We start from the raw sequence: 21,380 nt of genomic DNA on the forward strand, positions 1-21,380 counted from the left end.
GAGTGGGGACGATCAGGCGCGGCTGAGGCCGAGCTTGGCCTCCATCTCCTCCAGCGGCACGCCCTTGGTCTCGGGCATCACCTTGAGCACCCAGAAGAGCTGGCCGACCATGAAGACCAGGAAGATCGAGAAGGCGACACCGCCGCCCAGGGCGTCGATGATCGGCGGGAAGAGGGTGCTGGTGAGCCAGGCGAAGACCCAGTGGGTCAGCGATCCGAGCGACTGGCCACGGCCGCGGATGCGGTTGGGGAAGATCTCGGAGATGAAGACCCAGATCACCGAGCCCTGGCCGAAGGCGTGGGCGGCGATGAAGCCGAGCAGGCCCACCAGCACGAGGATCGACGAGGTGGAGTTGAAGGCGCCGCCCTTGGCGTTCTCGTAGTAGAACATGACGCCGGCGAGGAAGCCGAGGCTGACCAGGTAGCCGATGGAGCCGACCAGCATCAGCTTGCGCCGGCCCATCTTGTCGATGACGGTCAGGGCAGTCATCGTGGCCACGAGGTTCATCAAGCCGACGGCCACGCTCATCAGGTAGGCGGAGTTGGCGCTGGCGCCGGCCTTCTGCATCACGGTGGGTGCGTAGTAGAGGATCGCGTTGATGCCCGACATCTGGTTGAACATGGCGATGGTGAAGGCGAGCAGGATCACCTTGCTGTTGCCGCGGGTGAAGAACTTGGCCTGCTTGTCGTTGTTGCGAGCGGCCTCGGCGAGAGAGTCGTCGATCTCGCGCACCTGCAGGGCGGCCTCCTCTGGCGTCTCGGTGAGGCGTCCGATGATCTCCTTGGCCTCGGCGTCGCGGCCATTGGCCTTCAACCAGCGCGGGGTCTCGGGGACGGTGAAGAGCATCAGCAGGAAGATCGCGGCGGGGATGGCCATGACGCCGAACATCCAGCGCCAGTCGACCGTCGGGTCGTTGACCACGGTGCGCACGATCCAGTTGGACAGGTAGGCCACCAGGATGCCGAGCACGATGTTGAACTGCACCAGGCCGACGAGGCGACCGCGCACCTTCGCAGGGGCGATCTCTGCGGTGTAGATGGGGGCACAGACGCTGGCGGCGCCGACGCCGATGCCGCCCAGGAAGCGGAAGAGGCTCAGCACCCACACCTCGTGGGCGAAGGCCGAGCCCAGCGCCCCCAGGACGTAGAGGATGCCGATGGCAAAGAGCAGCTTCTTGCGGCCGAAGCGGTCGGCCGGGTAGCCGGCAGTGGCGGCGCCCAGAATGGTGCCGAGCAGGGCCACACCGACAACGGCACCCAGCTCGGTCGAGGACAGGGAGAAGTAGGCCTTGAGGGCGTCTGTGGTGCCCGAGATGACGGCGGTGTCGAATCCGAAGATCAGGCCGCCGAGGGAGGCGACCAGCGCGCTACGCGTGACGAGAGCTTTCATACTCCTGACGCTACGCAGCGGTCAGATGACCCACTGGGAAACCAATGCCCGAACATCCATCAATCATGTGACGGTGGAGGTTGATTGGAACGTTCCTGTGATCCATATCACGAAGAATCGGACATTTCCGGGCAGTGGCATCCGTCGCAGCCGTGCTCACCGACCAGCCGTCAGGGCCAGTGGACGGGCCCGGCCTTGGCGCCCCAGGTAGACGGCGCCGGAGGCCTCGGCGGTGAAGACCCGGCCACCCATCACGGGACCCCGCTCGGCACGGGTGCGGGCCAGCTCCTCCTGCAGGTCGTCGACCTGCTGGCGCAGCCGGTCCAGCTCGCCCTCCATCTCGAGGATGCGCTGGATGCCCGACAGGTTGATGCCCTCCTCCTGGGAGAGGTGCTGCACCAGGCGCAGCCGGGCGACGTCGCGGGGGCTGTAGCGACGGCCCCGGCCACGTGAGCGGTGCGGCACCACCAGGCCCATGCGGTCATAGCTGCGCAGGGTCTGCGGGTGCATGCCCGCCAGGTTCGCCGCCACGCTGATGGTGAAGATCGGGGCGTCCCGATCGACCACCTGCGGATGGTTGTGCTGGCTCATGGTCCACCTCGCCTCAGTTGGCGTTGCCGAACAGTGCGGCACGCGGGTCACCCGCGCCCGCCTTGGCGTCGTAGTCACGCAGGGCCTGCTTGGCTGGCTCGTCGAGCTGGGAGGGCACCTGCACCTCGACGGTCACCAGCTGGTCGCCGGTGCTGCCGTCCTTGCGATGGACGCCCTTGCCCCGCACCCGGAAGGTGCGCCCATTGGGGGTCCCGGCAGGGATGCGCAGCTTCACCCGGCCGCCCTTCAAGGTCGGGACCTCGATCTCGGCACCCAGCGCGGCCTCGGCGAAGCTCACCGGGGCGGTGAGAGTCACGTGGTCGTCCTTGCGTCCGAAGACCGGATGGGGTCGGACGTGGATGAGCACGTAGAGGTCACCGGCGGGGCCACCGTTCTCCCCGGCCGAGCCCTTGCCCTTGATCCGGATGCGCTGCCCATCGGTCACGCCGGCAGGGATGCGCACCTGCATGGTGCGCTGGGATCGTCCGCGGCCCGAGCCGTGGCAGACCTCGCAGGGGTCCTTGACCACCAGGCCGCGGCCGTGGCACTCGTGGCAGGTCTGGGTGGCCCCGAAGACCCCGCCGCTGGTGGTGGTCTCGACGCCAGAGCCCTGGCAGGTGGGGCACGCCTCGGGGACGGTCCCGGCCTTGGCGCCGGTGCCGCGGCAGGCGGCGCAGGCCTCGTCGGAGACCATCTGCACGCCCACGGTGGTGCCGTCGACCGAATCGGTGAAGCTGATGCTGACCTCGCCCTCGACGTCGGCTCCGCGACGGGAACCCCGCGCCGAGCTGCGGCGCGACTGGTTGGAGGCCTGGGCGAAGATGTCGCCGAAGAGGTCACCCAGCCCGCCGCCCTGGGCATTGCGGAAGAGGTCATCGACCGACTGGCCGCCGGGACGGTAGGCCTGGCCCCCGCCCGGGAAGCCACCACCGGGGAAGCGGAAGCCCCCGCCGCCGAAGAGGCTGCGTGCCTCGTCGTACTCCTTGCGCTTGGCAGGATCGGACAGCACCGAGTTGGCCTCGGAGACGTCCTTGAAACGCTGCTCTGCCTTCGCATTGCCGGGGTTCTGGTCGGGGTGGTTCTCCCGGGCCAGCTTGCGGAAGGCCTTCTTGATCTCCTCCGGCTTGGCGTCCTTGGAGACGCCCAGCACCTTGTAGTAGTCCTTGTCGGCCCAGTCCTTCATGCTCATGGCGTCTCCTCCCCCTTCCGGGTCAGTTCTTGGTCTCGTCCGAGGCGGTGCCCGCCTCGGGATCGGGCTCGCTGTAGCCGACGCGGGCCGGGCGCAGCACGTGGCCGTTCATCCGGTAGCCACGCTGGATCACCTGCGAGATCACGGTGCTGGTGGCGCCCGGCAAGGGCTGCTGCATCAGCGCCTCGTGCAGGGTGGGGTCGAAGTCCTCACCGACGGCGCCGAAGGCCTCCAGTCCGTGACGCTCGGCCAGCTTGGCCAGCTCGTCGGCGACCATCTTGAAGCCGCCGGTCAGCTCCCCGTGCTCCTCGGCCATCTGGATGCTGTCGAGCACGGGCATCAGGTCACGCACGACCGCCTCGCCGCCGGCCTGGCGCGCCACCTGGCGGTCGCGGTCGACGCGACGCTTGTAGTTGACGTACTCGGCCTGCAGCCGCTGCAGGTCCAGGGTGCGCTCGCCCAGCTGCTGCTCCAGTTCCTCTTCGCGGCTCTGGACGGCGCCCTCGACGGAGGGCTCTGCCTGCTCCGCGGCGGCCAGCGCCTCGTCGATCTCGGCGCGGGTCTCGTCGCTGAGATCCTCCTGGTTGGGCTCGGGAATGCCGTTCTCGCTCATGGTTCTCCTCGTCACAGACTGTTGGTCTTGGAAATGGGGTCCTGTGCGGACGTGTTGATCTTGGTTCCGCGGAGGGCCCGGGATCTCTCCCGGGCCAACCGTGGAATCAGGATTCACTGATCAGTGGTGATCAGTTGTCCTTCTTCTCCTCGTCGACGATCTCGGCGTCCACCACGTCGTCGTCCGACTGGGCCTGCTCGCCCTCGGCATCCCCGGCCGGGGCCTCGGAGCCCTGCTGGGCCTGGGCGGCGGCGTACATGGCCTGGCCCATGGCGGAGGCCTTGGTGTTCAGGTCCTCCATCGCGGCCTTGACCTCGTCATCGTTGTCGGTGCCCTTGAGGGCCTCCTTCAGCTTGTCGAGGGACTCCTGGACGGGAGCCTTGACGTCCTCGCCGATGTTCTCGGCATTGTCGGCCAGCAGCTTCTCGGTGCGGAAGGCCAGGGCGTCGGCCTCATTGCGCATCTCGACGGCCTCGCGACGCTTCTTGTCGGCCTCGGCATTGGCCTCGGCGTCCTTCATCATGCGCTCGATGTCCTCCTTGCCCAGCGCCGAACCACCGGTGACGGTCATGGACTGCTCCTTGCCGGTGGCCATGTCCTTGGCGTGCACGTGGACGATGCCGTTGGCGTCGATGTCGAAGGTGACCTCGACCTGCGGCACGCCACGCGGGGCGGGCATCAGGCCGGTCAGCTCGAAGTTGCCGAGCGACTTGTTGTCGCGGGCGAACTCGCGCTCACCCTGGTAGACCTGCACCATCACCGAGGGCTGGTTGTCCTCGGCCGTGGTGAAGACCTCCGAGCGCTTGGTGGGGATGGTGGTGTTGCGCTCGATGATCTTGGTCATCACGCCGCCCTTGGTCTCGATGCCCAGGCTCAGCGGGGTGACGTCGAGCAGCAGCACGTCCTTCACCTCGCCCTTGAGCACACCGGCCTGCAGGGAGGCACCCAGGGCCACGACCTCATCGGGATTCACGCCCTTGTTGGGCTCCTTGCCGGCCAGCTCCTTGACGAGCTCGGCGACGGCGGGCATACGGGTGGAGCCGCCGACCAGGATGACCTGGTCGATCTTGTCGACCGAGGTGTTGGCGTCCTTGATCACGGCATTGAAGGGCACCTTGCAGCGGTCCAGCAGGTCCTGGGTCATGCGCTGGAACTCGGAGCGGGTGAGCTTCTCGTCCAGGTGCAGCGGGCCCTCGGCACCGGCGGTGATGTAGGGCAGGTTGATGCTGGTCTCCTGCGAGGAGGACAGCTCGATCTTGGCGCGCTCGGCGGCCTCCTGCAGACGCTGCTTGGCCATCTTGTCCTGGCTCAGGTCGACGCCGTTCTTGTTCTTGAACTGCGTGACCAGCCAGTCGACGATCCGCTGGTCCCAGTCGTCGCCGCCGAGGCGGTTGTCACCCTTGGTGGCCTTCACCTCGAAGACACCGTCTGCGATCTCCAGCAGCGAGACGTCGAAGGTGCCGCCACCCAGGTCGAAGACCAGGACGGTCTGCTCATCCTTGTCCATGCCGTAGGCCAGCGCCGCGGCGGTGGGCTCGTTGATGATGCGGTCCACGCTCAGGCCCGCGATCTCACCGGCCTCCTTGGTGGCCTGGCGCTCGGCGTCCGAGAAGTAGGCCGGGACGGTGATGACGGCATTGGTGACGGGCTCACCGAGGTAGGCCTCGGCGTCGCGCTTCAGCTTCTGCAGCACGAAGGCGCTGATCTGCTGGGGCTTGTAGTCCTTCTCGTCCACCTTGATGCTCCAGTCGGTGCCCATGTGGCGCTTGACGGAGCGAATGGTGCGGTCGACGTTGGTGACGGCCTGGCGCTTGGCGACCTCGCCCACCAGGACCTCACCGGTCTTGGAGAAGGCGACCACCGACGGGGTGGTGCGAGCGCCTTCGGCGTTGGGGATGACAGTGGGGTCGCCGCCCTCGAGGACTGCGACGACGGAGTTGGTGGTGCCGAGGTCGATACCGACTGCACGAGCCATGGTGATTCCTCCTGATTGGTCTTGCCTGTGTTCGATGCGGGCGAGCTGCTGGGCAGCTCTTGAATGATTCTCCAGGCCCTCGGTGTTGCCCTTGAGCCTTGCGGACTCAACTCTAGGGGATGAGTCGGATCGACTCAAGTCGAAGTTGAGCGCGATCGACTCAACCCAGGGTTGGATCAGGGTTGGGCTGCGACCGGTCAGGGGTTGGACTCCCGTCGCTCCACCGGCGAGACGGTCACATGGCCATCGCGAGCGCACAGTCCGGGCACTCTCCGACAGCCCAGAGCATCGCCAAGGAGGCACGGTGCGTCGTGGCACCGGCGCACAGTGAGGGCGAAGGGCGCTGGTCCAGGTGCCCCTCGCCAGGGGGCGCGTGCCGGGGCGAGGGACTCCGCCACCGGGGCAGGCAACGGCGTTGCCCCCTCACCGACGGCCGAGGTGCTCCCCGATCACCCGTGCGGTGTGGACGGGATCCGTCAGAGGGAACATGTGGCCACCCTCCACAATGCGAATGGCGGCCCCCAGGTCACGGGCCAGGTCCACCTGTTCCTGATGACGGGGATCGCTGCCCGACGTCACGACGAGCACATCCGCATGGGGGCGTAACTCCCTACCGTCGACCCGCAGACGCCTCGCGGCATCAGCCAAGGACAGGGGCGAACCATCAGGAGGTGCCATGCCCACGGCAGCGAATGACCGCCGGCGAAGCGTTCCGGCCAACCAGAGATTGACTCGCGGCAGCACGGCCAGGCTTCGAAGCAGCCCCACGGACACAGGTCGGAGGGGACGGGGTCGTCGGGGGTCACTGGGTGCGAGGAGGACAAGGGGGACACCGGGCCGGGCCCAGGCCAGCGCAGCAATGGCCCCGTGCGAATGAGCCAGTGCCACCTCCTCGCGCGGCACAAGGTAGCCAACGGCCCTCACCAGCGGGGCATAGTCCTGGCCGGTCATGGGAAAACCCGGATACAGCCGAACCCGGTCAGCTTGTCGCATGGACGAAGCCTCTCACGCTGGGCGATCCCAGCGGTGGCAAAGGTTCAGCACGCACCGTCGGTGTTTTCGTGGTCACGATCCGTCGCGACCCAACACCCGCGAACCTGCGTCACTGGCGGCGTGGACATCCCCGTCGAGGCCATCACGGCATGCGCACCAGACTCCGGCGTGCTGGCACAGGTCGCGCGCCTCCATGCCTTCGGCCCCGGCCGCCGTCATGCTCGGCATCCTCACCGGCCTGCAGCGACGCGCCACCGGCGGTTTCGTCGCGCCCACCATGAGCCACCCCACCTGGTCGCTCGGCATACCCTGCCTGCTGCCCGGCACCTCGGACCTGGCGAGCAGGGTGCTGAGCTGAGCGTCAGGGACTCCACCGCACCCAGCCCTCGTGACCTGTCGGCTGGTGGGATCAGTAGGCTCGAGCCATGATGACCCCCCTCGCACGGCCCCGCCAGATCCCCGGCCATGATCGTCGAGCCGAACGACACCCCGGTCCCACCGGACGCGGACGCGCCGACGATCGCAGCGCGATCGTGGTCGGCGGCGGCATCGCCGGGCTGAGCGCCGCCACCCAGCTCGCCGAGCGGGGCGTCTCGGTGACACTGCTGGAACGAGAGCACCAGCTCGGCGGCAGGGCCTCGTCGTGGCCGGTGGAGGTGGCTGGCCAGCGCACGACGATGAGCCGCGGCTTCCACGCCTTCTTCCGGCAGTACTACCAGTTGCGCGACCTGTTGCGCCGGGCCGATCCGACACTGTCGTGCCTGCGCCCCGTCGAGGACTACCCCTTGCAGATGAAGGATGGCCCACGGGACTCCTTCGCCCGCGTGCCCCGCACGCCACCGCTCAACCTGGCGGGTTTCGTGGCCAGCTCCCCCAGCTTCCCCGTGGCGGCCCTGCGCCAGGTGGACCTGGACGCCGCCCTGGAGTTGCTCGACGTCCGCTTCCCCGAGACCTTCCACGAGCTGGATGGTGTGAGTGCGGCCGAGGTGCTGGACCGGCTGAACTTCCCCCACACCGCCCGCCACCTGGCGCTGGAGGTCTTCGCCCGAAGCTTCTTCGCCGACCCCCGCGAGTTCAGCGGCGCTGAACTGGTGGCGATGTTCCACACCTACTTCGTCGGATCAGCCGAGGGACTGCTCTTCGACGTCGCGGCCGACGACTTCACCACTGCGCTGTGGAACCCCCTGGCCGCACACCTCGCCGGGGTGGGCGTCACGCTGCGCACCGGCAGCCGCGTTGAGTCGATCACCGACCGGGCCGATCGTGGCGTCGTCGTGCACACCGACGGCGCAGAGCTCAATGCCGACGCGGTGGTGCTGGCCACCGACACCCGCCCCCTGCAGGCCATCATCGCGGCCAGCACGGGCCTCGACGAGTCCTGGCGCGAGCAGGTGGCGGCCCTGCGCACCAGCCCGCCCTTCGTCGTCTGGCGGCGCTGGTATGGTCGCCGGCCCGCCGCGAACAGTCCCGATTTCCTGGGCACCAGTGGATTCGGGCCGCTGGACAATGTCTCGATGATGCACCAGATGGAGCATTCCGCCCGCGTCTGGGCCGACGAGCACCAAGGTGCGGTGGTGGAACTCCACGCCTATGCCATCGGCGCGGACACAGACCACGAGGTGCTGCGCGCAGAGCTGGCCCGCCAGCAGGACGACCTGCATCCGGAACTGGCCGGGGCACCGGTGCTGGGCGAACAGTGGCTGGTGCGCGAGGACTGCCCGCTGGTGGGCACCTCCCCATGGGCCGACCGACCGGGCGTGGACACTCCGTCGCCCCGCGTCGTACTGGCCGGCGACGGGATCCGGTGTGACCACCCGGTGGCGCTGATGGAGAGGGCCGCCACCACAGGCGTGCTGGCGGCCAATGCGCTGCTGGACGGGTGGGGTGCGTCCGGCTCGCCGGTGTGGACCGCTCCCACCTCGGCACGCCTGCCCGGGGTGGGGGCAGCGCGTCGCTTGGTCCGCCGCCTTCCCTGAGTATCAAGATCCGGATACCGTGGGGCTCGTGACGACACCCCCCACCGACAGGTCCCCTGGCACCGAGGCGACCGCCCAAGGCTCCGGTCCTGCCCTCCAGGGCCTCGACGGGCTCAACCCGGAGGCCCTGGTGCGCTCGTCGACCTACTGCACACTGGTGCACGCCGTCCAGGCCCTGGAGTGTCAGGTCTCGCCGGGCCTTGCTGGCGTTCCGCTCACCAGCCTGCAGTACCTGGTGCTGGGGCAGGCGCTGTCCGCCCCGGCCTCCACCCCCGCCGAGCTGTCGCGCCGGTGCGGCCTGAGCCCCCAACACGTCCACGGCCTCCTCGACACCCTGGAGGAGCGCGGCCTGTGCCACCGCCACGGGGAACGCGGCAGGGGCCGGACCACCGGCGTGGTGGTCACCGAGTCCGGCCTGGAGGCCCTGGTGGCCGGATGGCCCGTCGTCCACGAGGTGGGCCGGAAACGCCTGTCACCGGCCCAGCACCGCCAACTGCGCAGCCTCGTGCGCCAGTTCCAGGGTGAGCATCAGATCGATCCCGAGGACGTGGTGGTGCTCGCCGACGACCAGGGCCGCGACGCCGGCACCGCCCCGCGGGCCACCGTCCACGACCACGACACCCCCCTGCACCGTGCCTTCTCCACCCATCTGCGAGACCCGGAGGGACGTGTCCTGCTGACCCGCCGTGCCCTGCACAAGCGAACCTGGCCGGGGGTGTGGACCAACTCGGCCTGCGGCCACCTGTTGCCGGGCGAGAGCCCCCAGCAGGCGGCGCTGCGCCGGGTGCGCGACGAGCTGGGTGTGGCCCCTACCGGTTTGCGGATGGTCTTGCCTGACTTCGCCTACCGGGCCACCGACGCGTCCGGGATCGTCGAGAACGAGCTCTGCCCGGTGATGGTCGGCCAGATCGACCCGCAGGCGCTGGCCCCGGACCCGGACGAGATCTGTGAGCACGTCTGGATCGACTGGGACGAACTCCGCCGCACCGCCGCCAGCTCACCCTTCCTGCTCAGCCCCTGGTCGGTGCTGCAGGTGCAGGCGATGGGCGATGATCCATGGGCGTGAGCGAACCGAGCGGTGCCACGAGCCACACTCACACCTTGACATTGGTCGAGTCCCGCATCGACGAGGTGCTGACCGGACTCGACGCGCTGTGGCGCGAGGTGGCCGGTCGCCGGGCCGATGTGCTCGGCGACGACGACCTGAGCCGCCTGGTGCTGGCCGCCAACCGCGGCGGCAAACGGGTGCGTCCCGAGATGGCGCACTGGGGATGGGTGGCCAGTGGCGCGCCCGGGGCAGCGCACCGCCAGGTGGTGGAGCTCGGGGCGGCGGTCGAGCTGCTGCACCTGTTCGCACTGCTGCACGACGACGTGATGGACCGCTCGGAGCTGCGGCGAGGCCATCCGACATGCCACGTCGTGGCGCGGGAGGCACATCGACGCAGCGCGGCCACCGGGGACCCCGAGCTGTTCGGGGATGCCGTGGCGGTGCTCGCCGGTGATCTGGTGCACGCCGAGGCCGACCACCTCGTCGCCGCCCTGCCCGCGCCGGTGCGCGAGGCCTGGCGGGTGATGATGGTGGAACTCGTGCTGGGGCAGCGTCGTGACCTCACCGGGGCGGCCCTGCGTCGCCGCGACCTGGACCACGCCCTGGAGGTGGCCAGGCTGAAGACAGGCGCCTACACCGTGGCGGGGCCGCTGCGGATGGGGGCCCTGCTGGGCGGGGCGGAGCAGCCGCTGCTCGACGTGCTGGACCGTTGGGCCAGACACGCCGGCGCCGCCTTCGGCCTGCGCGACGACGTGCTGGGCCTGTGGGGTGACCCGCGGCACACCGGCAAGTCCGTCGAGGACGACCTGACGGCCGGCAAGGCCACCGTCCTGCTAGCATTGGCCGAACAGCGGCTGGACGAGCGTGGCCGCGGCCTGCTGGCCCGCACCGGCACCGGCACCCTCACCGAGGACGAACTGGCGCGCCTGCGCGAGCAGATGACCCGCGCAGGCATCCGCGAGATGGCCGAGGACCTGATCGGTGAGCAGGTCACCCGGGCCGGTGACGTCCTGGCGGCATCGACACTGCCGGCCCGGGCCGTCGACGGACTGACCACAACCCTGCAGCGTCTGGCCTGGCGCCAGGCATGACCACCCCAATCCACCACTTGGAGCATCCATGAGCCACGTCGTCGTCATCGGAGCCGGACTGTCCGGACTCTCCGCCGCCTGCCATCTGGTCGGACAGGGCCACCGCGTCACCGTCGTGGAACGCGAACCGGGTCCCGGGGGCCGCGGGCTGCGGGTGGAACAGGACGGTTTCACCTTTGACCTCGGACCCACGGTGATGACCATGCCGGAGCTGCTCGACGAGCCGCTGCGACGGATTGGTTCGTCCCAGCAGCAGGCGGTGCCGATGCGCCGACTCGACCCGGCCTACCGGGGAATCTTCGCCGACGGCTCCGAGCTGCTGGTGCGCGACAGCGTCGAACGGACGGCAGCAGAGGTGGAGGCCTTCGCCGGGCCGGACGACGCACAGGCCGTACGTGAACTGGCCGTCTTCCTGCGGGAGCTGTACGAGCTGGAGATGCCGAACTTCATCGACACCAACTACGACACCCCGCTCGACCTGTTCCGCAACCCCGTCGCGGGTCTCAAGCTGTTGCGGATGGGTGCCTTCGGCCGGCTGAAGGACGTCGTCAACTCCCGCGTCGACGACGACCGCCTGCGCCGGATGCTCAGCTTCCAGGCGCTCTACGCCGGGCTCAGCCCGGTCGAGGCGCTGGGCGTCTACTCGGTGATCACCTACATGGACACCATGCACGGGGTCTTCCTGCCCGACGGGGGCATGGGTGCCATCCCCGAGGGCATGGCCCGTGAGCTGGCCAAGCACGCCACCATCAGCTACCAGACCACCGTCACCGCCATCCTGCGCCGCCACGATGGGCAGGTGGTGGGCGTCGAGACCACCGAGGGCCAGATCAGCGCCGACGCGGTGGTCTGCACCCTCGACCTGCCGGTCGCCTACGAGAGACTGCTGCCCGACCTGCCCAAGCCCCGGTCGCTGGCCCGCCCGGTCTATTCCCCATCCGCGCTGCTGTGGCACGTCGGCGTCCGCGGGGACCTGCCCCTCGGCGCGGCCCACCACAACATCCACTTCGGCCAGGCATGGGAAGAATGCTTCACCGACCTGCAGTCCGGGCGGATCATGCGCGACCCGGCCCGCCTGGTGACCATCTCGTCGCTGGGGGAACCCCAGCTGGCGCCCGAAGGCATGCACACCCTCTACGTGCTCGAACCCGTCCCCAACCTCGACGGCAACGTCGACTGGACGGCCGAGGCCGCACCCGCCCGCGAACGCCTGCTGGCCTTCCTGCGCAGCAACGGATACCCGACCGACATCGTCACCGAGAAGATGGTCACCCCGCTCGACTGGCGCGAGATGGGCATGGCCGCCGGCACCCCCTTCGGCCTGGCCCACCTGTTCCGCCAGACCGGACCCTTCCGCCCCGCCAACCACGACAAGCGCGTGCCCGGGCTGTTCTTCGCCGGCTCCTCGACCGTGCCCGGCGTCGGTGTCCCGATGGTGCTCATCAGCGGCAAGCTCGCCGCGCAACGCGTCGGCGACTGGCTGGGGGTCCGGTGAGCGCGGCCGACCCGGGCGCCCTGCGCGAGGGCTACCGCCAGTGCGCCCGCATCACCTGGCAGCACGGCACCACCTACTATTGGGGGGCCGCGCTGCTGCCCCGTGCCCAGCGCCGCCACGTGCACGCCGTCTACACACTGTGCCGGATGGCCGACGACATCGTCGACGCGCCGCGCACCACCACCGACGCCGAGCGCGTCCCGGCCACCCGCGCCGCGCTGCAGACCTTCCGTGACGAGTTCGCCGCCGCCGTCGCCGATCCCTCGCACGCCCGGCCGGTGCTCGCCGCGGCGGCGACCAGCGTGAACGCCGCGGGCATCCCGATGGAGTGCTTCGACCGCTTCTTCGGCGCGATGGCGATGGACCTGGAGGTCACCGGGTACGAGACCTGGGACGACCTCGTCGCCTACATGGACGGCTCGGCGGCGGTGATCGGCGAGATGATGCTGCCCGTGCTGCGCCCCACCTCGCCAGCCGCCCTGGAACCGGCCCGGGCGCTGGGTTTCGCCTTCCAGCTCACGAACTTCCTGCGCGACGTCGACGAGGACCTCGACCGGGGACGGGTCTACATCCCGCAAGAAGACCTGCGCCGTTTCGGCGCCGACCCCACCCGTCGCGTCGCCGACGGGTGGTGGCGCGACCTGATGGCCTTCGAGATTGAACGCAACCGCGAGCTCTACCGGCAGGCGTGGGACGGGCTGCAGTACCTGCCGGGGCCGTCGGCGCGCTGCGTCGGGGTCGCGCACCGGCTCTACAGCGAGATCTGCGACCTCATCAAGGCCAACGGCTACGACGTCTCCGGTGGCCGCGTGCGGGTGCCCACCGCCCGCAAGGCGCGGATGGCGCTGGCGGGTCTGGTGCGGGTGCCCGAACCAGCCCCCAGCCTGGGGCGATGAGCGCCGACGTCGCCGTCGTCGGCCTCGGCCCGGCGGGACGGGCACTGGCCTGGCGGCTGCTCGCCCACGGAGCGTCGCTGGTCGCGCTCGACCCGCACCCCGACCGCAGCTGGCAACCCACCTACGGCGGCTGGGCCCACCAGCTGCCCGACTGGCTGCCGGACGACGTGGTGGGCGCCAGCGCCACGACGACCGACCTCGTGGCGCGAGGACGGCACACGTTGGCCGGCACCTACGCCGTCCTCGACAACGACGCGCTGCAGGCCACCCTTGCCCTCGATGGCGCCGACGTGCAGCAACGCGCTGTTGCCGACGACGAGTTGCCCGGCCTGGCCCGTGTGGTGGTCGACTGCCGCGGCAACACCCGCGCGTTGGCCGAGGGCCGCACCCCAGTCCAGGAGACGTACGGGCTGGCCCTCCCCGCGTCGGTGGGTGCCCGGCTGCTGGGTGGGGCCGACGCGGTGCTGATGGACTGGCGACCTTTCGACGGGTCGGCCTCGTGGGGGCGTCGCGCGGCGAGTTTCTGCTACCTCGTCCCGCTTTCTGACGGGCGACTGCTGGCCGAGGAGACCTGCCTGGCCGGACGACCCCCGGTGCCGCAACGCGAGTTGGCCCGTAGGCTGCGGACGCGGCTGCGCAGCCATGGCATCGGCGACGCAGAGCTGGCCGGCGCCGAGGTCGAACGCGTCCACATCGCGATGCTGCCGCCGACCCCGGTGCTGGCGACCCCGGTGGTGGCGCCCGGGCCGGCACGGCTGCTGCGCTTCGGCGCGGCGGGAGAGCAGGTGAACCCGATCACCGGCTACAGCGTGTTCGCCTCGCTGGCCGCCGCCGACGACCTGGCCGCCACCCTGGCCGCCGGGCGCCTCCCGGCACCACCCGACTCCACCGCTGGCTGGATGCGCCGCACCGCGCTGGAAGCCCTGCTCCAGCTCGACGGCGACGGCACCCTGGAGCTCTTCGACGCTTTCGGCCGGCTGCCCGGCCACCTTCAGCGCGCGGTGCTGGAACCCGACACCCCGGCCCCCGGCGTGCTGGCCGCGCTGGGCCGCCAGGCCACCCTGCTGCCACCGCGTCGCCAGGCCGGGCTGGTGGCCGCCACCGCGAAGGGACTGCTGCGATGACCCAGGCCCCCCGCTGCCCGATGGGTGGCCAACGCCGCTCGTCACGGCCCGGTGAGGGGGACGGGCCCAGCGTCGAGCAGGCCGGTGGGCTGTGGCGGCTTCGCGCCCTGCAGCCGGCCCGCGACCTGCTGCGCGCCCGACAACAGACCACCCAGGCAGGGTTCACCGCCGAGTACATCCCGCAGGCCGGCATGAGGCGCCGGCCCATCCTCATCGCCGACGGCCCCGGCCACGACGAGCAGCGCAGTGCCGTGGCGCGCTTCTTCGCCCCCGCCGTCGTCCGCGAGCGGTACACCCAGGCCATCGCCGCCTGCGCCGACCGGCTCCTCGACGGCGTCGCGGGCCCAGCCGGGTTCGACCTCGACGACCTGGCGCTGCACTACACCGTCGAGGTGACCGCCGACATCGTCGGGTTGACCCATGAGCCCCGCCGGCCCCTTTCCCGGTTCCTGGGCTTGTCGGGCTCCCGGCCCCTGAGCCTGTCGAAGGGACGCCAGGACGCACGCGATGCCCAGGTCGCCGCCATGGCCCGACGCCTGGTCTCCTTCTTCGACCAGCCCGCCTTCGACCTGTCCCGCAAGGACCTCGGGCGCAGCCGTCGCCAGTGGATGCAGGCCGCCGGCAAGGGTCTCGTGCCGCTGGCCACCTTCTGGTGCTTCGACGTGCGGCCCGCCGTCCGGCAGCGCCGCCGCACCCCCTCGTCCGACCTGCTGGGGCAACTCATCGCCTCCGGGGCCTCCGACATCGACCTGCTGGTACCTACGGCACCGCCGGAATGGTCACCACCCGCGAGTTCATCGCCATGGCCGCCTGGCACCTGCTCACCACCCCCGAGCTGGCCGAGCACTACCGCAGCGCCGACGACAACGAGCGCCTGGCCGTGCTGCAGGAGGTGATCCGGCTGGAACCCGTCGTCGGGCACCTCTACCGACGCGTCACCGAACCGGTGACGATCACCGACGGCGAGCACGAGGTCGTCCTGCAGCCCGCCGACCTTGTCGACGTCGACGTGCGACGGGCCAATGCGGACGTGCCCGGCGCCGACAGTGGGGGAGCCGACCCGCTGCGGCTGTGCCCGGGGCGGCCGATGCCCCCGGGGGTGCGCCCGGTCGGCCTGGCCTTCGGTGACGGCGCCCACAAGTGCCCCGGTGAACCGCTGGCCCTGCTGGAGGCCGACATCCTGCTGACCCGGCTGTTGGAACGCGACCCACGGCTGGTGCGCGAACCGCAGCTGGGATGGGACGATCTGGTCAGCGGCTATGAGTTGCGCGGGATGAGGATCAAGCTGGACGGTTGACCCGTCGCATGGCCAAGACGTCAGGACTGCCGGGTCGGGCCAGCGGAACGCCCCTGGCCGGCGGCGACCATCCGGTCGTAGAGCGTCTCGTAACCGGAGACCATCGCGGCAATGCCCAGCCGCTTCATCGCATCCTGGCGGATCTGCAGACGGTCGCTGGCCACCGCCGACTCCAGCGCTGCGGCCAGCCGGTCCAGCCCCGCCGCCAGGGCGTGCCGGGTGGGTGCCGAGGGAATCGGGGCTGCCAGGTGCGCCGCCCCGTGCCGACCCAGCACCTGGGGCAGCCCGCCGTGCGCCAGGGCGGCCACCGGGGTGCCACACATCAGCGCCTCCGCCGCCACCTGACCGAAGGGCTCCTCCCACACCGGGGTCACCAGGGCGGCGGCGCTGCCTCCAACGAGCCGGGCGAGCTCCGGCTGGCGCAGGTGGCCTTCGTAGCGGATGCGGAAATCCAGCTGGGGGCGGATGGCCTGGTCGAAATAGGCCTGGTCGCTCACCGGGCCGGCCAGTACCAGGGTGCAGCCCGCCCGCCGGGCGGCCCCGATCGCCAGATGGGGTGCCTTTTCCGGGGTGATGCGGCCAGTCCAGACCAGGTCCTCCCCGCCCGGGCCCAGCGGCCACACCTCAGGGTCCACCCCATTGGGCACCACGGCTGCCGGGCTGGGCAGGCGGCTCCACAAGCCGGCGGAGAAGGCACTCACGGCAGCGAAGTGCATCTGGCCCTGGCGTCTGGCGGCCAGCGCCGATTCCAGCCACGGGGTGGGGGGTGTGTGCAGGGTGGTCAGCCACGGCGTCACGCCACGGCCCCCGAGGGTCATCGGCAGATGATGGTAGGCGTGGCTGTGCACCACATCCACGTCCAGATGGTCGATCTCGGCCACGGCGCTGAGGTAGGCGTGGTGTTCCCGCAGCACCTGCTCCTCGGGCATCGACACGTCCCGTCGGGCCGCATCGGAAGGCGCCCATAGTTCCTCGAACTCCAACCGACGGGTCGCCACCGCTGGGTCACTGCCGGCGCGGGCAACGAGCGTCACGTCGTGGCCCCGATCGGTCAGCGCACGGCTGAGCGACCACAGATGAGACTCCACCCCACCGGCGAAGGGTTCCGCGATCGGGTAACGCCACGACGCCAACACGACGATGCGCCGACGGTGGCGCGGCGGTGGCGAAGAAATTTGCAAGGGCACGGATCGACGATAGTGCTCCGCCGCTGCCCACCGCCCCCCCTTCCCACCTCTCCCAAGGGTGGATCCATGGTGACGGGATCACACACCCCTGGACCAGTGTTCCTCCAGGGTCCTGGTGGGCTCCGGCAGATCCGCCCACAGCCCCGGCGCAAGGATCAGGTGGCGGCAGGCGCCAGTGGGGACGTGCCGCACGCCAAGCGTCACCGCCGGGTCTCCAGCAGCAGCCCGGACCACCAGATCTGGCAGCTTCGTGACCCCAGAGGGCGCATCATCGAAGGCATCGGTGACAACCTCGGTCAGCGTCGCGCCGCTGAGTGCCCCTGAACGGTGCACCTGCACCAGCCAGGTGCTCTGCCACGGGTCCCCGTCGCCGGCGCGGCGAATGCGCGGATCGGACAGCTGGGCATGCACCGATTCCGGCAGGCCCTCCACCCACACCGCGGCATCACTGCCGTCCACCAGCGAGGCCAGGAAGTCCAGGGCCTGGGCGGTGGTCAGCCCAGACACGTCGGCCAGCACCGCCACCAAGGGCACCCGCCACAGCAGACGGGGGTCCCGGGCCCCGGGCACGGGCAGCAGGGGTGCCAGCCGCAGCGTCTCGTGATCCTTGATCCGGCGGCGCTGCTCGGCGTCGTGTCGGCCGGAGAAATCCGTGCCGTCCTGCCAGGCGACGGCCCCCGGGGCATGGCGCAGCCGCCCGCCATGATGGCGCCACCGATGGGCGAACTCCCAGTCCTCACCCCCATAGCCGCTGAACTCGACGAAGCCGCCCAGCTCCAGGAAGCGCTGGCGTGGCACGGCCATCACCGCAGAGATGACGAAACGGTAGGAACGGTCGTCGGCGCGGCGCAGGTCGTCGCTGCCCCGGTAGCCGTCGGTCAGCCACTGGGGATCTCCCAGCGGCCGGGGTGAGGGCCCGCCGCCACTGAGCCAGGTGCGAACCTGCCCGGCATCCCAGCCGTCGAGGTCTGCGTGACGGCGTCGCCCCACCACCAAGGTCTCCTCCGGCACTTCGAGCATCGCCTGCAGCAGCGCGCCCAGGTAGTCAGGTTCGGGGATCATGTCGCCGTCGAGGAAGACCAGGTATTCTCCGCTGGCCTCCCTCGCACCCAGGTTGCGTGCGGCCGCGGCCCGGAAACCCTCGTCCTGCTGGCGCACCACCCGAACCGGGAAGGGCCTCTGCCCGATGAACGGCGCGATGGCAGACCCGTCGTCGGCGACGACCATCTCGGCCACCGGCACGCTCTGCAATTCCAGGGCGGCCAGCAGCAGGTTCAGGCCCTGTTGGTCCTGGTAATAGGGCACGACCACGCTCGCCGTCACGTCTGGCGTGGTTGAGGGGTGCTCAGCATCCATGACGTCCCCTTGCCGTCTGGGAGGGCTGGTGGAAGAACTCGATCGCCTCCGCGGTGGACTGCCAGGCCTGCGCCGCCGAAGGTTCCAGGCGCGTGCCCAGTGCCAGGAAGCTGGACGACTCACCGGCCAGCACGCGCCGTGCCGCCTGCACCAACTCGGCCTCGTCGCGCACCAGGGTGAGCGTGCCGGGGCAGCGCTCGGCCAGTTCGCGGGCCCAGCCTCCGTCGGCCACCAGGGGGCGACGGCCCGCCTCCAGCCATGTCCCGATCGAGCCGGAGGCGGAGGCGTGGGCATGCCAGGCCAGCGGGAGGGCCACCCGACGGGCTCGTGCCATCAGTTCCTGGTCGTCCAGGAAGCCCGTCATCTCCCAGCCGATGCCGGCCTCGAAGGCCTGCCGGGCCAGGTCGTCGGCCAGCTGCTCATGGCCTGCCGAGGTGGTGCCCAGGGCCACCACGGCCCGCATGCCCACGGCCGCAGCCAGCCGGATCGCCTGCTCATGGCCCTTGCCGGGGTAGAGATAGCCGAGCACCGCCACAACGGGCTCCAGCCCAAGCGCCCGCTCTCCGGCACCAGACGCGCCGGTGCCGCCCGGCAGCCCAGGGGATGCGGGAGCCGACGCGGCGTCGAGGGGCAGCGGCATCACCCTCACGGGCGGCAGCTGCCCGGGCTGCGCGCCCACCTGCCGTGCCGCCTCCTCCAGCAGTCCACGTTCGTGCCGGGAGGCCACCACCACACCGCTGCTGGCCCGCCACAGGTCGGTGCAGGCGAGGGCCCGCCGTTCGTAGCGCGCGGCGCCCTCCCGGAGATCGGGGAGGTCGTGCAGGGTGAGGCTCGCCGTCAGGACCTCGGCCACACGCTGCACCACCTGCACCGTGTTCTGTCCCATCAGCTGGTCATTGAGGTGCAGGTGGACACCACGCCTGGCGGCGCAGCCGATGATGGTGTGCGCCAGCTGTTCGGGGGATGTGGCTGCCGCCGACGGCAGTCGCAGCACCGGCGCCTCGCCCTGGCGCAACAGGTGCAGGGCATGGCGGGTGATGCCGTGGTCCTGGGGGCCGGGCACCACGTGCAGCACCTGGCCGGCCAGCGCCTCGGCGGGCCTGCGCCGCCACTGGCCGTCGCCGTGGTGCTCCACCAGACCCAGCTCGGCGAAGGCGGCCAGCCAGCCGTTCATGCACGGCCCTCCCCAGCGGTCCTGGAAGAGGGCCACATTGCGCACAATGTCGTCGAGGTGTTCCACAGGCGGGGTGGAGACGGGATGGTACTGGTGGAAGGCGTCGGCCCCACCGACCCACCACAACCGACCCCCGGCACGCTCCAGACGCTTGGCGAAGTCGGTGTCCTCCCCGCCATAGCCCAGATAGGCCTCGTCGAAGCCACCGATGCGCCAGAAGTCCTCGGCCCGGACGGCGAAGGACAGTGACCAGAACAGCTCCAGCCGGTCCTCCGGCTGCAGCTGCCCCGGCTGCGGGTCCGGCCTGGCCCCATGCGGCTGCCGCAGGGTGCTGAGCTCGTCACCGCCCTGCCCGGCACAACGCTGCTGCCAGTCCTGTGGCAGATAGGTGACCGGGCCGCCAACCACGAAGGGCCGCTCGGGCGACGTGCTGGCCAGCCGATCCACGGCCCCCTCATAGTCGCCGACCAGGCTGGGGCCGGCCAGGCAGTCGACATCGAGGAAGACCAAGGTCGACGCGGCGGCGGTGCGGGCACCGAGATTGCGGGCCGCCGCCAGGGCCAGCCGGTAGGGATCACAGTCCAGCTCCACCACCCGGACCTCCAGCCCCGGCAGGTCCAGTTCGCCGACCAGCGCCCCGATCCCGGGATCGGCCATCGCCACCACCACCACCTGCTCTGGCAGCCGTCGACCCTGTGCCAGCGAGCGCAGGGTCCGGCGCAGGTGCTGGTACCGGCCGTGGGCGATGATGACGACGGCCAGCCCCGGGGCCGTACCGCCGCTCATGCCGATGCTCCCGCCGTGAGGGCGGCGTAGACCCGGCGGTGGGCTCGGCGCACCTGCAAGGCCTGCTCGTGACGGCCCTGCCGGTCGACGAACCAGCCCGGCGGGGCCGTGGTGCCACACTGCCCCCGCATGGCGGCGAGGGCCGCGGGCAGCGTGCCGGCGATGTCGTGCGGCTGGTAGGTGATCGAGGGCGCCTGCGATTCATAACAGCCCACCTCGGGCACCAAGGCCACGGTGTGCACGTCACGGCAGGCCTCCAACACCCCGGAGTGGGTGCCAAAGCGGTAGGGCAGGATCACCAGGTCGGGGGCCTGCAGCTCGTCGAGGAAGGCCTCGTCGTCCAGGCGTTGGTGGACCCTCACCTGCGCGCTGCCCGCACCGGATTCGTCGCCCTGCCCAAGCCGCACCAACAGCTCGGCCAGCTGCGGATCATGACGCAGGAAGGCGGGGTCCAGTGCTTCGGGGTGGATGCTCACCTCCAGCTCACACCCGGATGCGCGCACCACCTCGACGACCTGATGCACCTGGCCGGCGGTGAGGGTGTTGGCCCGCAGGGACTTCAGGGGCAGCAGCACCCGCAACGCATCTCCTGCCCGGCGCGGGCCGGACTCGACGATGCGGCGCAGCGGCGCCACGTGAGGGTGGGCGATGACGGTGGCAGGACGCCCCCAGCGCTGCTGGATCTGGTCGGCGGCAGCCCCGGTCAGGGTGATCAGCGCATCGGCCGCCCCCACCAGCAGGTCCAGCCGGGCGGCATAACCGTCGTCGTCGGCCAGGTGCGGATTGCGCAGGTCGTGGACGGTGAGCACCAGCGGCACCCCATGGTCCCGCAGCAGCTGCGCGCACGCTTGCAGGTCAGCCGGGTCGACCCCTTCGAAGCCGAAGTGGACGTGGACCAGGTCGATGGATTGCGCGTGCTCGCCCCAGCCCTGCTCGAGCCATCGCTCAAGGGTGGCGGGGTCCAGGGCCACCGGCGGCCACCACTGGCCTCCCGGCCGGTCAGGAGGCAGCACGTCCGGCAGCACCAGCAGACCGTCGTCCACCTCACCGGGCACTGCGATGCTGTTGGCCACATAGGGGTGGCCAGCGGGGACGCTCAGCACGGCGAGGAAGCCGCGGTCAGGGTCGGTCATCGGCCCACCATGGACGATGATCGATGCCGGCGCAACTGGAACCCCGGGGTCAACGCGATCGGTACCA

18 protein-coding genes and 1 pseudogene are annotated in these 21,380 nt (G+C 70.6%); 10 read left to right on the forward strand and 9 right to left on the reverse strand.

From position 1 onward, the window contains the following. Positions 1–12: 12 nt before the first annotated feature. From ACYVKA_RS08660 to dnaK, 5 genes are all read right to left on the reverse strand, one after another. On the reverse strand, positions 13–1,389 hold the full coding sequence (locus ACYVKA_RS08660; RefSeq protein ID WP_460704619.1) for a sugar porter family MFS transporter: 1,377 nt from the start codon (positions 1,387–1,389) through the stop codon (positions 13–15). A gap of 156 nt (positions 1,390–1,545) precedes the next feature. Further along, the gene (locus tag ACYVKA_RS08665) at positions 1,546–1,980 is read right to left on the reverse strand and encodes a heat shock protein transcriptional repressor HspR (protein ID WP_460704621.1); all 435 of its coding nucleotides are present in this window, start codon (positions 1,978–1,980) and stop codon (positions 1,546–1,548) included. Positions 1,981–1,993: 13 nt separating this feature from the next. Beyond that, positions 1,994–3,169 carry a molecular chaperone DnaJ gene (dnaJ, locus tag ACYVKA_RS08670; RefSeq protein WP_460704623.1) on the reverse strand — a complete coding sequence of 392 codons (1,176 nt, stop codon included), beginning with the start codon at positions 3,167–3,169 and terminating at the stop codon, positions 1,994–1,996. A gap of 22 nt (positions 3,170–3,191) precedes the next feature. After that, positions 3,192–3,782, reverse strand: a complete 591-nt coding sequence (locus tag ACYVKA_RS08675) for a nucleotide exchange factor GrpE (protein ID WP_460704625.1) — start codon at positions 3,780–3,782, stop codon at positions 3,192–3,194. Positions 3,783–3,912: 130 nt separating this feature from the next. Continuing rightward, positions 3,913–5,757 carry a molecular chaperone DnaK gene (gene dnaK / locus ACYVKA_RS08680; RefSeq protein ID WP_460704627.1) on the reverse strand — a complete coding sequence of 615 codons (1,845 nt, stop codon included), beginning with the start codon at positions 5,755–5,757 and terminating at the stop codon, positions 3,913–3,915. A gap of 1,186 nt (positions 5,758–6,943) precedes the next feature. On the opposite strand from dnaK, the gene ACYVKA_RS08685 reads away from it, so the two are divergent. The 10 genes and pseudogenes from ACYVKA_RS08685 to ACYVKA_RS08730 all read left to right on the forward strand — a co-directional run bounded on the left by ACYVKA_RS08685 (position 6,944) and on the right by ACYVKA_RS08730 (position 15,677). Further along, positions 6,944–7,108: a hypothetical protein gene (locus ACYVKA_RS08685; protein WP_460704629.1), complete on the forward strand. Its 165-nt coding sequence runs from the start codon at positions 6,944–6,946 to the stop codon at positions 7,106–7,108. A 67-nt stretch (positions 7,109–7,175) separates the two neighbouring features. Continuing rightward, the gene (locus ACYVKA_RS08690) at positions 7,176–8,726 is read left to right on the forward strand and encodes an FAD-dependent oxidoreductase (RefSeq protein ID WP_460704631.1); all 1,551 of its coding nucleotides are present in this window, start codon (positions 7,176–7,178) and stop codon (positions 8,724–8,726) included. Next, positions 8,614–9,099: pseudogene (locus ACYVKA_RS08695) on the forward strand (MarR family winged helix-turn-helix transcriptional regulator); the annotation flags it as partial. The gene ACYVKA_RS08690 and the pseudogene ACYVKA_RS08695, both read left to right, overlap by 113 nt. Before the next feature lie 120 nt (positions 9,100–9,219). Further along, a complete protein-coding gene (idi, locus tag ACYVKA_RS08700) occupies positions 9,220–9,792 on the forward strand; it encodes an isopentenyl-diphosphate Delta-isomerase (RefSeq protein WP_460704911.1) in 573 nt (190 codons plus the stop codon). 35 nt (positions 9,793–9,827) lie between these two features. Next, positions 9,828–10,865 (forward strand): polyprenyl synthetase family protein, encoded by a 1,038-nt coding sequence (locus ACYVKA_RS08705; RefSeq protein WP_460704633.1) that lies wholly within the window; start codon positions 9,828–9,830, stop codon positions 10,863–10,865. Between the two features lie 28 nt (positions 10,866–10,893). Continuing rightward, positions 10,894–12,360: a phytoene desaturase family protein gene (locus ACYVKA_RS08710; protein ID WP_460704635.1), complete on the forward strand. Its 1,467-nt coding sequence runs from the start codon at positions 10,894–10,896 to the stop codon at positions 12,358–12,360. After that, entirely contained in the window at positions 12,357–13,256 is a 900-nt protein-coding gene (locus ACYVKA_RS08715) for a phytoene/squalene synthase family protein (protein WP_460704637.1), read from the forward strand. The genes ACYVKA_RS08710 and ACYVKA_RS08715 overlap by 4 nt, the downstream gene beginning before the upstream one ends. Then, positions 13,253–14,380, forward strand: a complete 1,128-nt coding sequence (locus ACYVKA_RS08720; RefSeq protein WP_460704639.1) for a lycopene cyclase family protein — start codon at positions 13,253–13,255, stop codon at positions 14,378–14,380. Before ACYVKA_RS08715 ends, ACYVKA_RS08720 begins: the two co-directional genes overlap by 4 nt. After that, positions 14,377–15,276, forward strand: a complete 900-nt coding sequence (locus tag ACYVKA_RS08725) for a hypothetical protein (protein WP_460704641.1) — start codon at positions 14,377–14,379, stop codon at positions 15,274–15,276. Before ACYVKA_RS08720 ends, ACYVKA_RS08725 begins: the two co-directional genes overlap by 4 nt. Then, a complete protein-coding gene (locus ACYVKA_RS08730; RefSeq protein WP_460704643.1) occupies positions 15,183–15,677 on the forward strand; it encodes a hypothetical protein in 495 nt (164 codons plus the stop codon). The genes ACYVKA_RS08725 and ACYVKA_RS08730 overlap by 94 nt, the downstream gene beginning before the upstream one ends. A 20-nt stretch (positions 15,678–15,697) precedes the next feature. Here the strand turns inward: ACYVKA_RS08730 and ACYVKA_RS08735 are convergent, their stop codons facing one another. The 4 genes from ACYVKA_RS08735 to ACYVKA_RS08750 form a co-directional block, all read right to left on the reverse strand. After that, positions 15,698–16,864, reverse strand: a complete 1,167-nt coding sequence (locus tag ACYVKA_RS08735; protein ID WP_460704645.1) for a glycosyltransferase — start codon at positions 16,862–16,864, stop codon at positions 15,698–15,700. Between the two features lie 78 nt (positions 16,865–16,942). Continuing rightward, entirely contained in the window at positions 16,943–18,220 is a 1,278-nt protein-coding gene (locus ACYVKA_RS08740; RefSeq protein ID WP_460704647.1) for a glycosyltransferase, read from the reverse strand. Next, positions 18,210–20,180, reverse strand: a complete 1,971-nt coding sequence (locus ACYVKA_RS08745) for a glycosyltransferase (protein WP_460704649.1) — start codon at positions 20,178–20,180, stop codon at positions 18,210–18,212. Before ACYVKA_RS08745 ends, ACYVKA_RS08740 begins: the two co-directional genes overlap by 11 nt. Next, positions 20,177–21,313 carry a glycosyltransferase gene (locus ACYVKA_RS08750; protein WP_460704651.1) on the reverse strand — a complete coding sequence of 379 codons (1,137 nt, stop codon included), beginning with the start codon at positions 21,311–21,313 and terminating at the stop codon, positions 20,177–20,179. Before ACYVKA_RS08750 ends, ACYVKA_RS08745 begins: the two co-directional genes overlap by 4 nt. Positions 21,314–21,380: the final 67 nt, after the last annotated feature.

This window comes from Luteococcus sediminum, from assembly GCF_054783495.1.

Excerpts from the sequence above, each read along its gene's own strand:
- ACYVKA_RS08660 (WP_460704619.1), bottom strand. The coding sequence starts at position 1,389 with ATGAAAGCTCTCGTCACGCGTAGCGCGCTGGTCGCCTCCCTCGGCGGC.
- ACYVKA_RS08665 (WP_460704621.1), bottom strand. The coding sequence starts at position 1,980 with ATGAGCCAGCACAACCATCCGCAGGTGGTCGATCGGGACGCCCCGATC.
- dnaJ (WP_460704623.1), bottom strand. The coding sequence starts at position 3,169 with ATGAGCATGAAGGACTGGGCCGACAAGGACTACTACAAGGTGCTGGGC.
- ACYVKA_RS08675 (WP_460704625.1), bottom strand. The coding sequence starts at position 3,782 with ATGAGCGAGAACGGCATTCCCGAGCCCAACCAGGAGGATCTCAGCGAC.
- dnaK (WP_460704627.1), bottom strand. The coding sequence starts at position 5,757 with ATGGCTCGTGCAGTCGGTATCGACCTCGGCACCACCAACTCCGTCGTC.
- ACYVKA_RS08685 (WP_460704629.1), top strand. The coding sequence starts at position 6,944 with ATGCCTTCGGCCCCGGCCGCCGTCATGCTCGGCATCCTCACCGGCCTG.
- ACYVKA_RS08690 (WP_460704631.1), top strand. The coding sequence starts at position 7,176 with ATGATGACCCCCCTCGCACGGCCCCGCCAGATCCCCGGCCATGATCGT.
- ACYVKA_RS08710 (WP_460704635.1), top strand. The coding sequence starts at position 10,894 with ATGAGCCACGTCGTCGTCATCGGAGCCGGACTGTCCGGACTCTCCGCC.
- ACYVKA_RS08720 (WP_460704639.1), top strand. The coding sequence starts at position 13,253 with ATGAGCGCCGACGTCGCCGTCGTCGGCCTCGGCCCGGCGGGACGGGCA.
- ACYVKA_RS08725 (WP_460704641.1), top strand. The coding sequence starts at position 14,377 with ATGACCCAGGCCCCCCGCTGCCCGATGGGTGGCCAACGCCGCTCGTCA.
- ACYVKA_RS08730 (WP_460704643.1), top strand. The coding sequence starts at position 15,183 with ATGGCCGCCTGGCACCTGCTCACCACCCCCGAGCTGGCCGAGCACTAC.
- ACYVKA_RS08740 (WP_460704647.1), bottom strand. The coding sequence starts at position 18,220 with ATGGATGCTGAGCACCCCTCAACCACGCCAGACGTGACGGCGAGCGTG.
- ACYVKA_RS08745 (WP_460704649.1), bottom strand. The coding sequence starts at position 20,180 with ATGAGCGGCGGTACGGCCCCGGGGCTGGCCGTCGTCATCATCGCCCAC.
- ACYVKA_RS08750 (WP_460704651.1), bottom strand. The coding sequence starts at position 21,313 with ATGACCGACCCTGACCGCGGCTTCCTCGCCGTGCTGAGCGTCCCCGCT.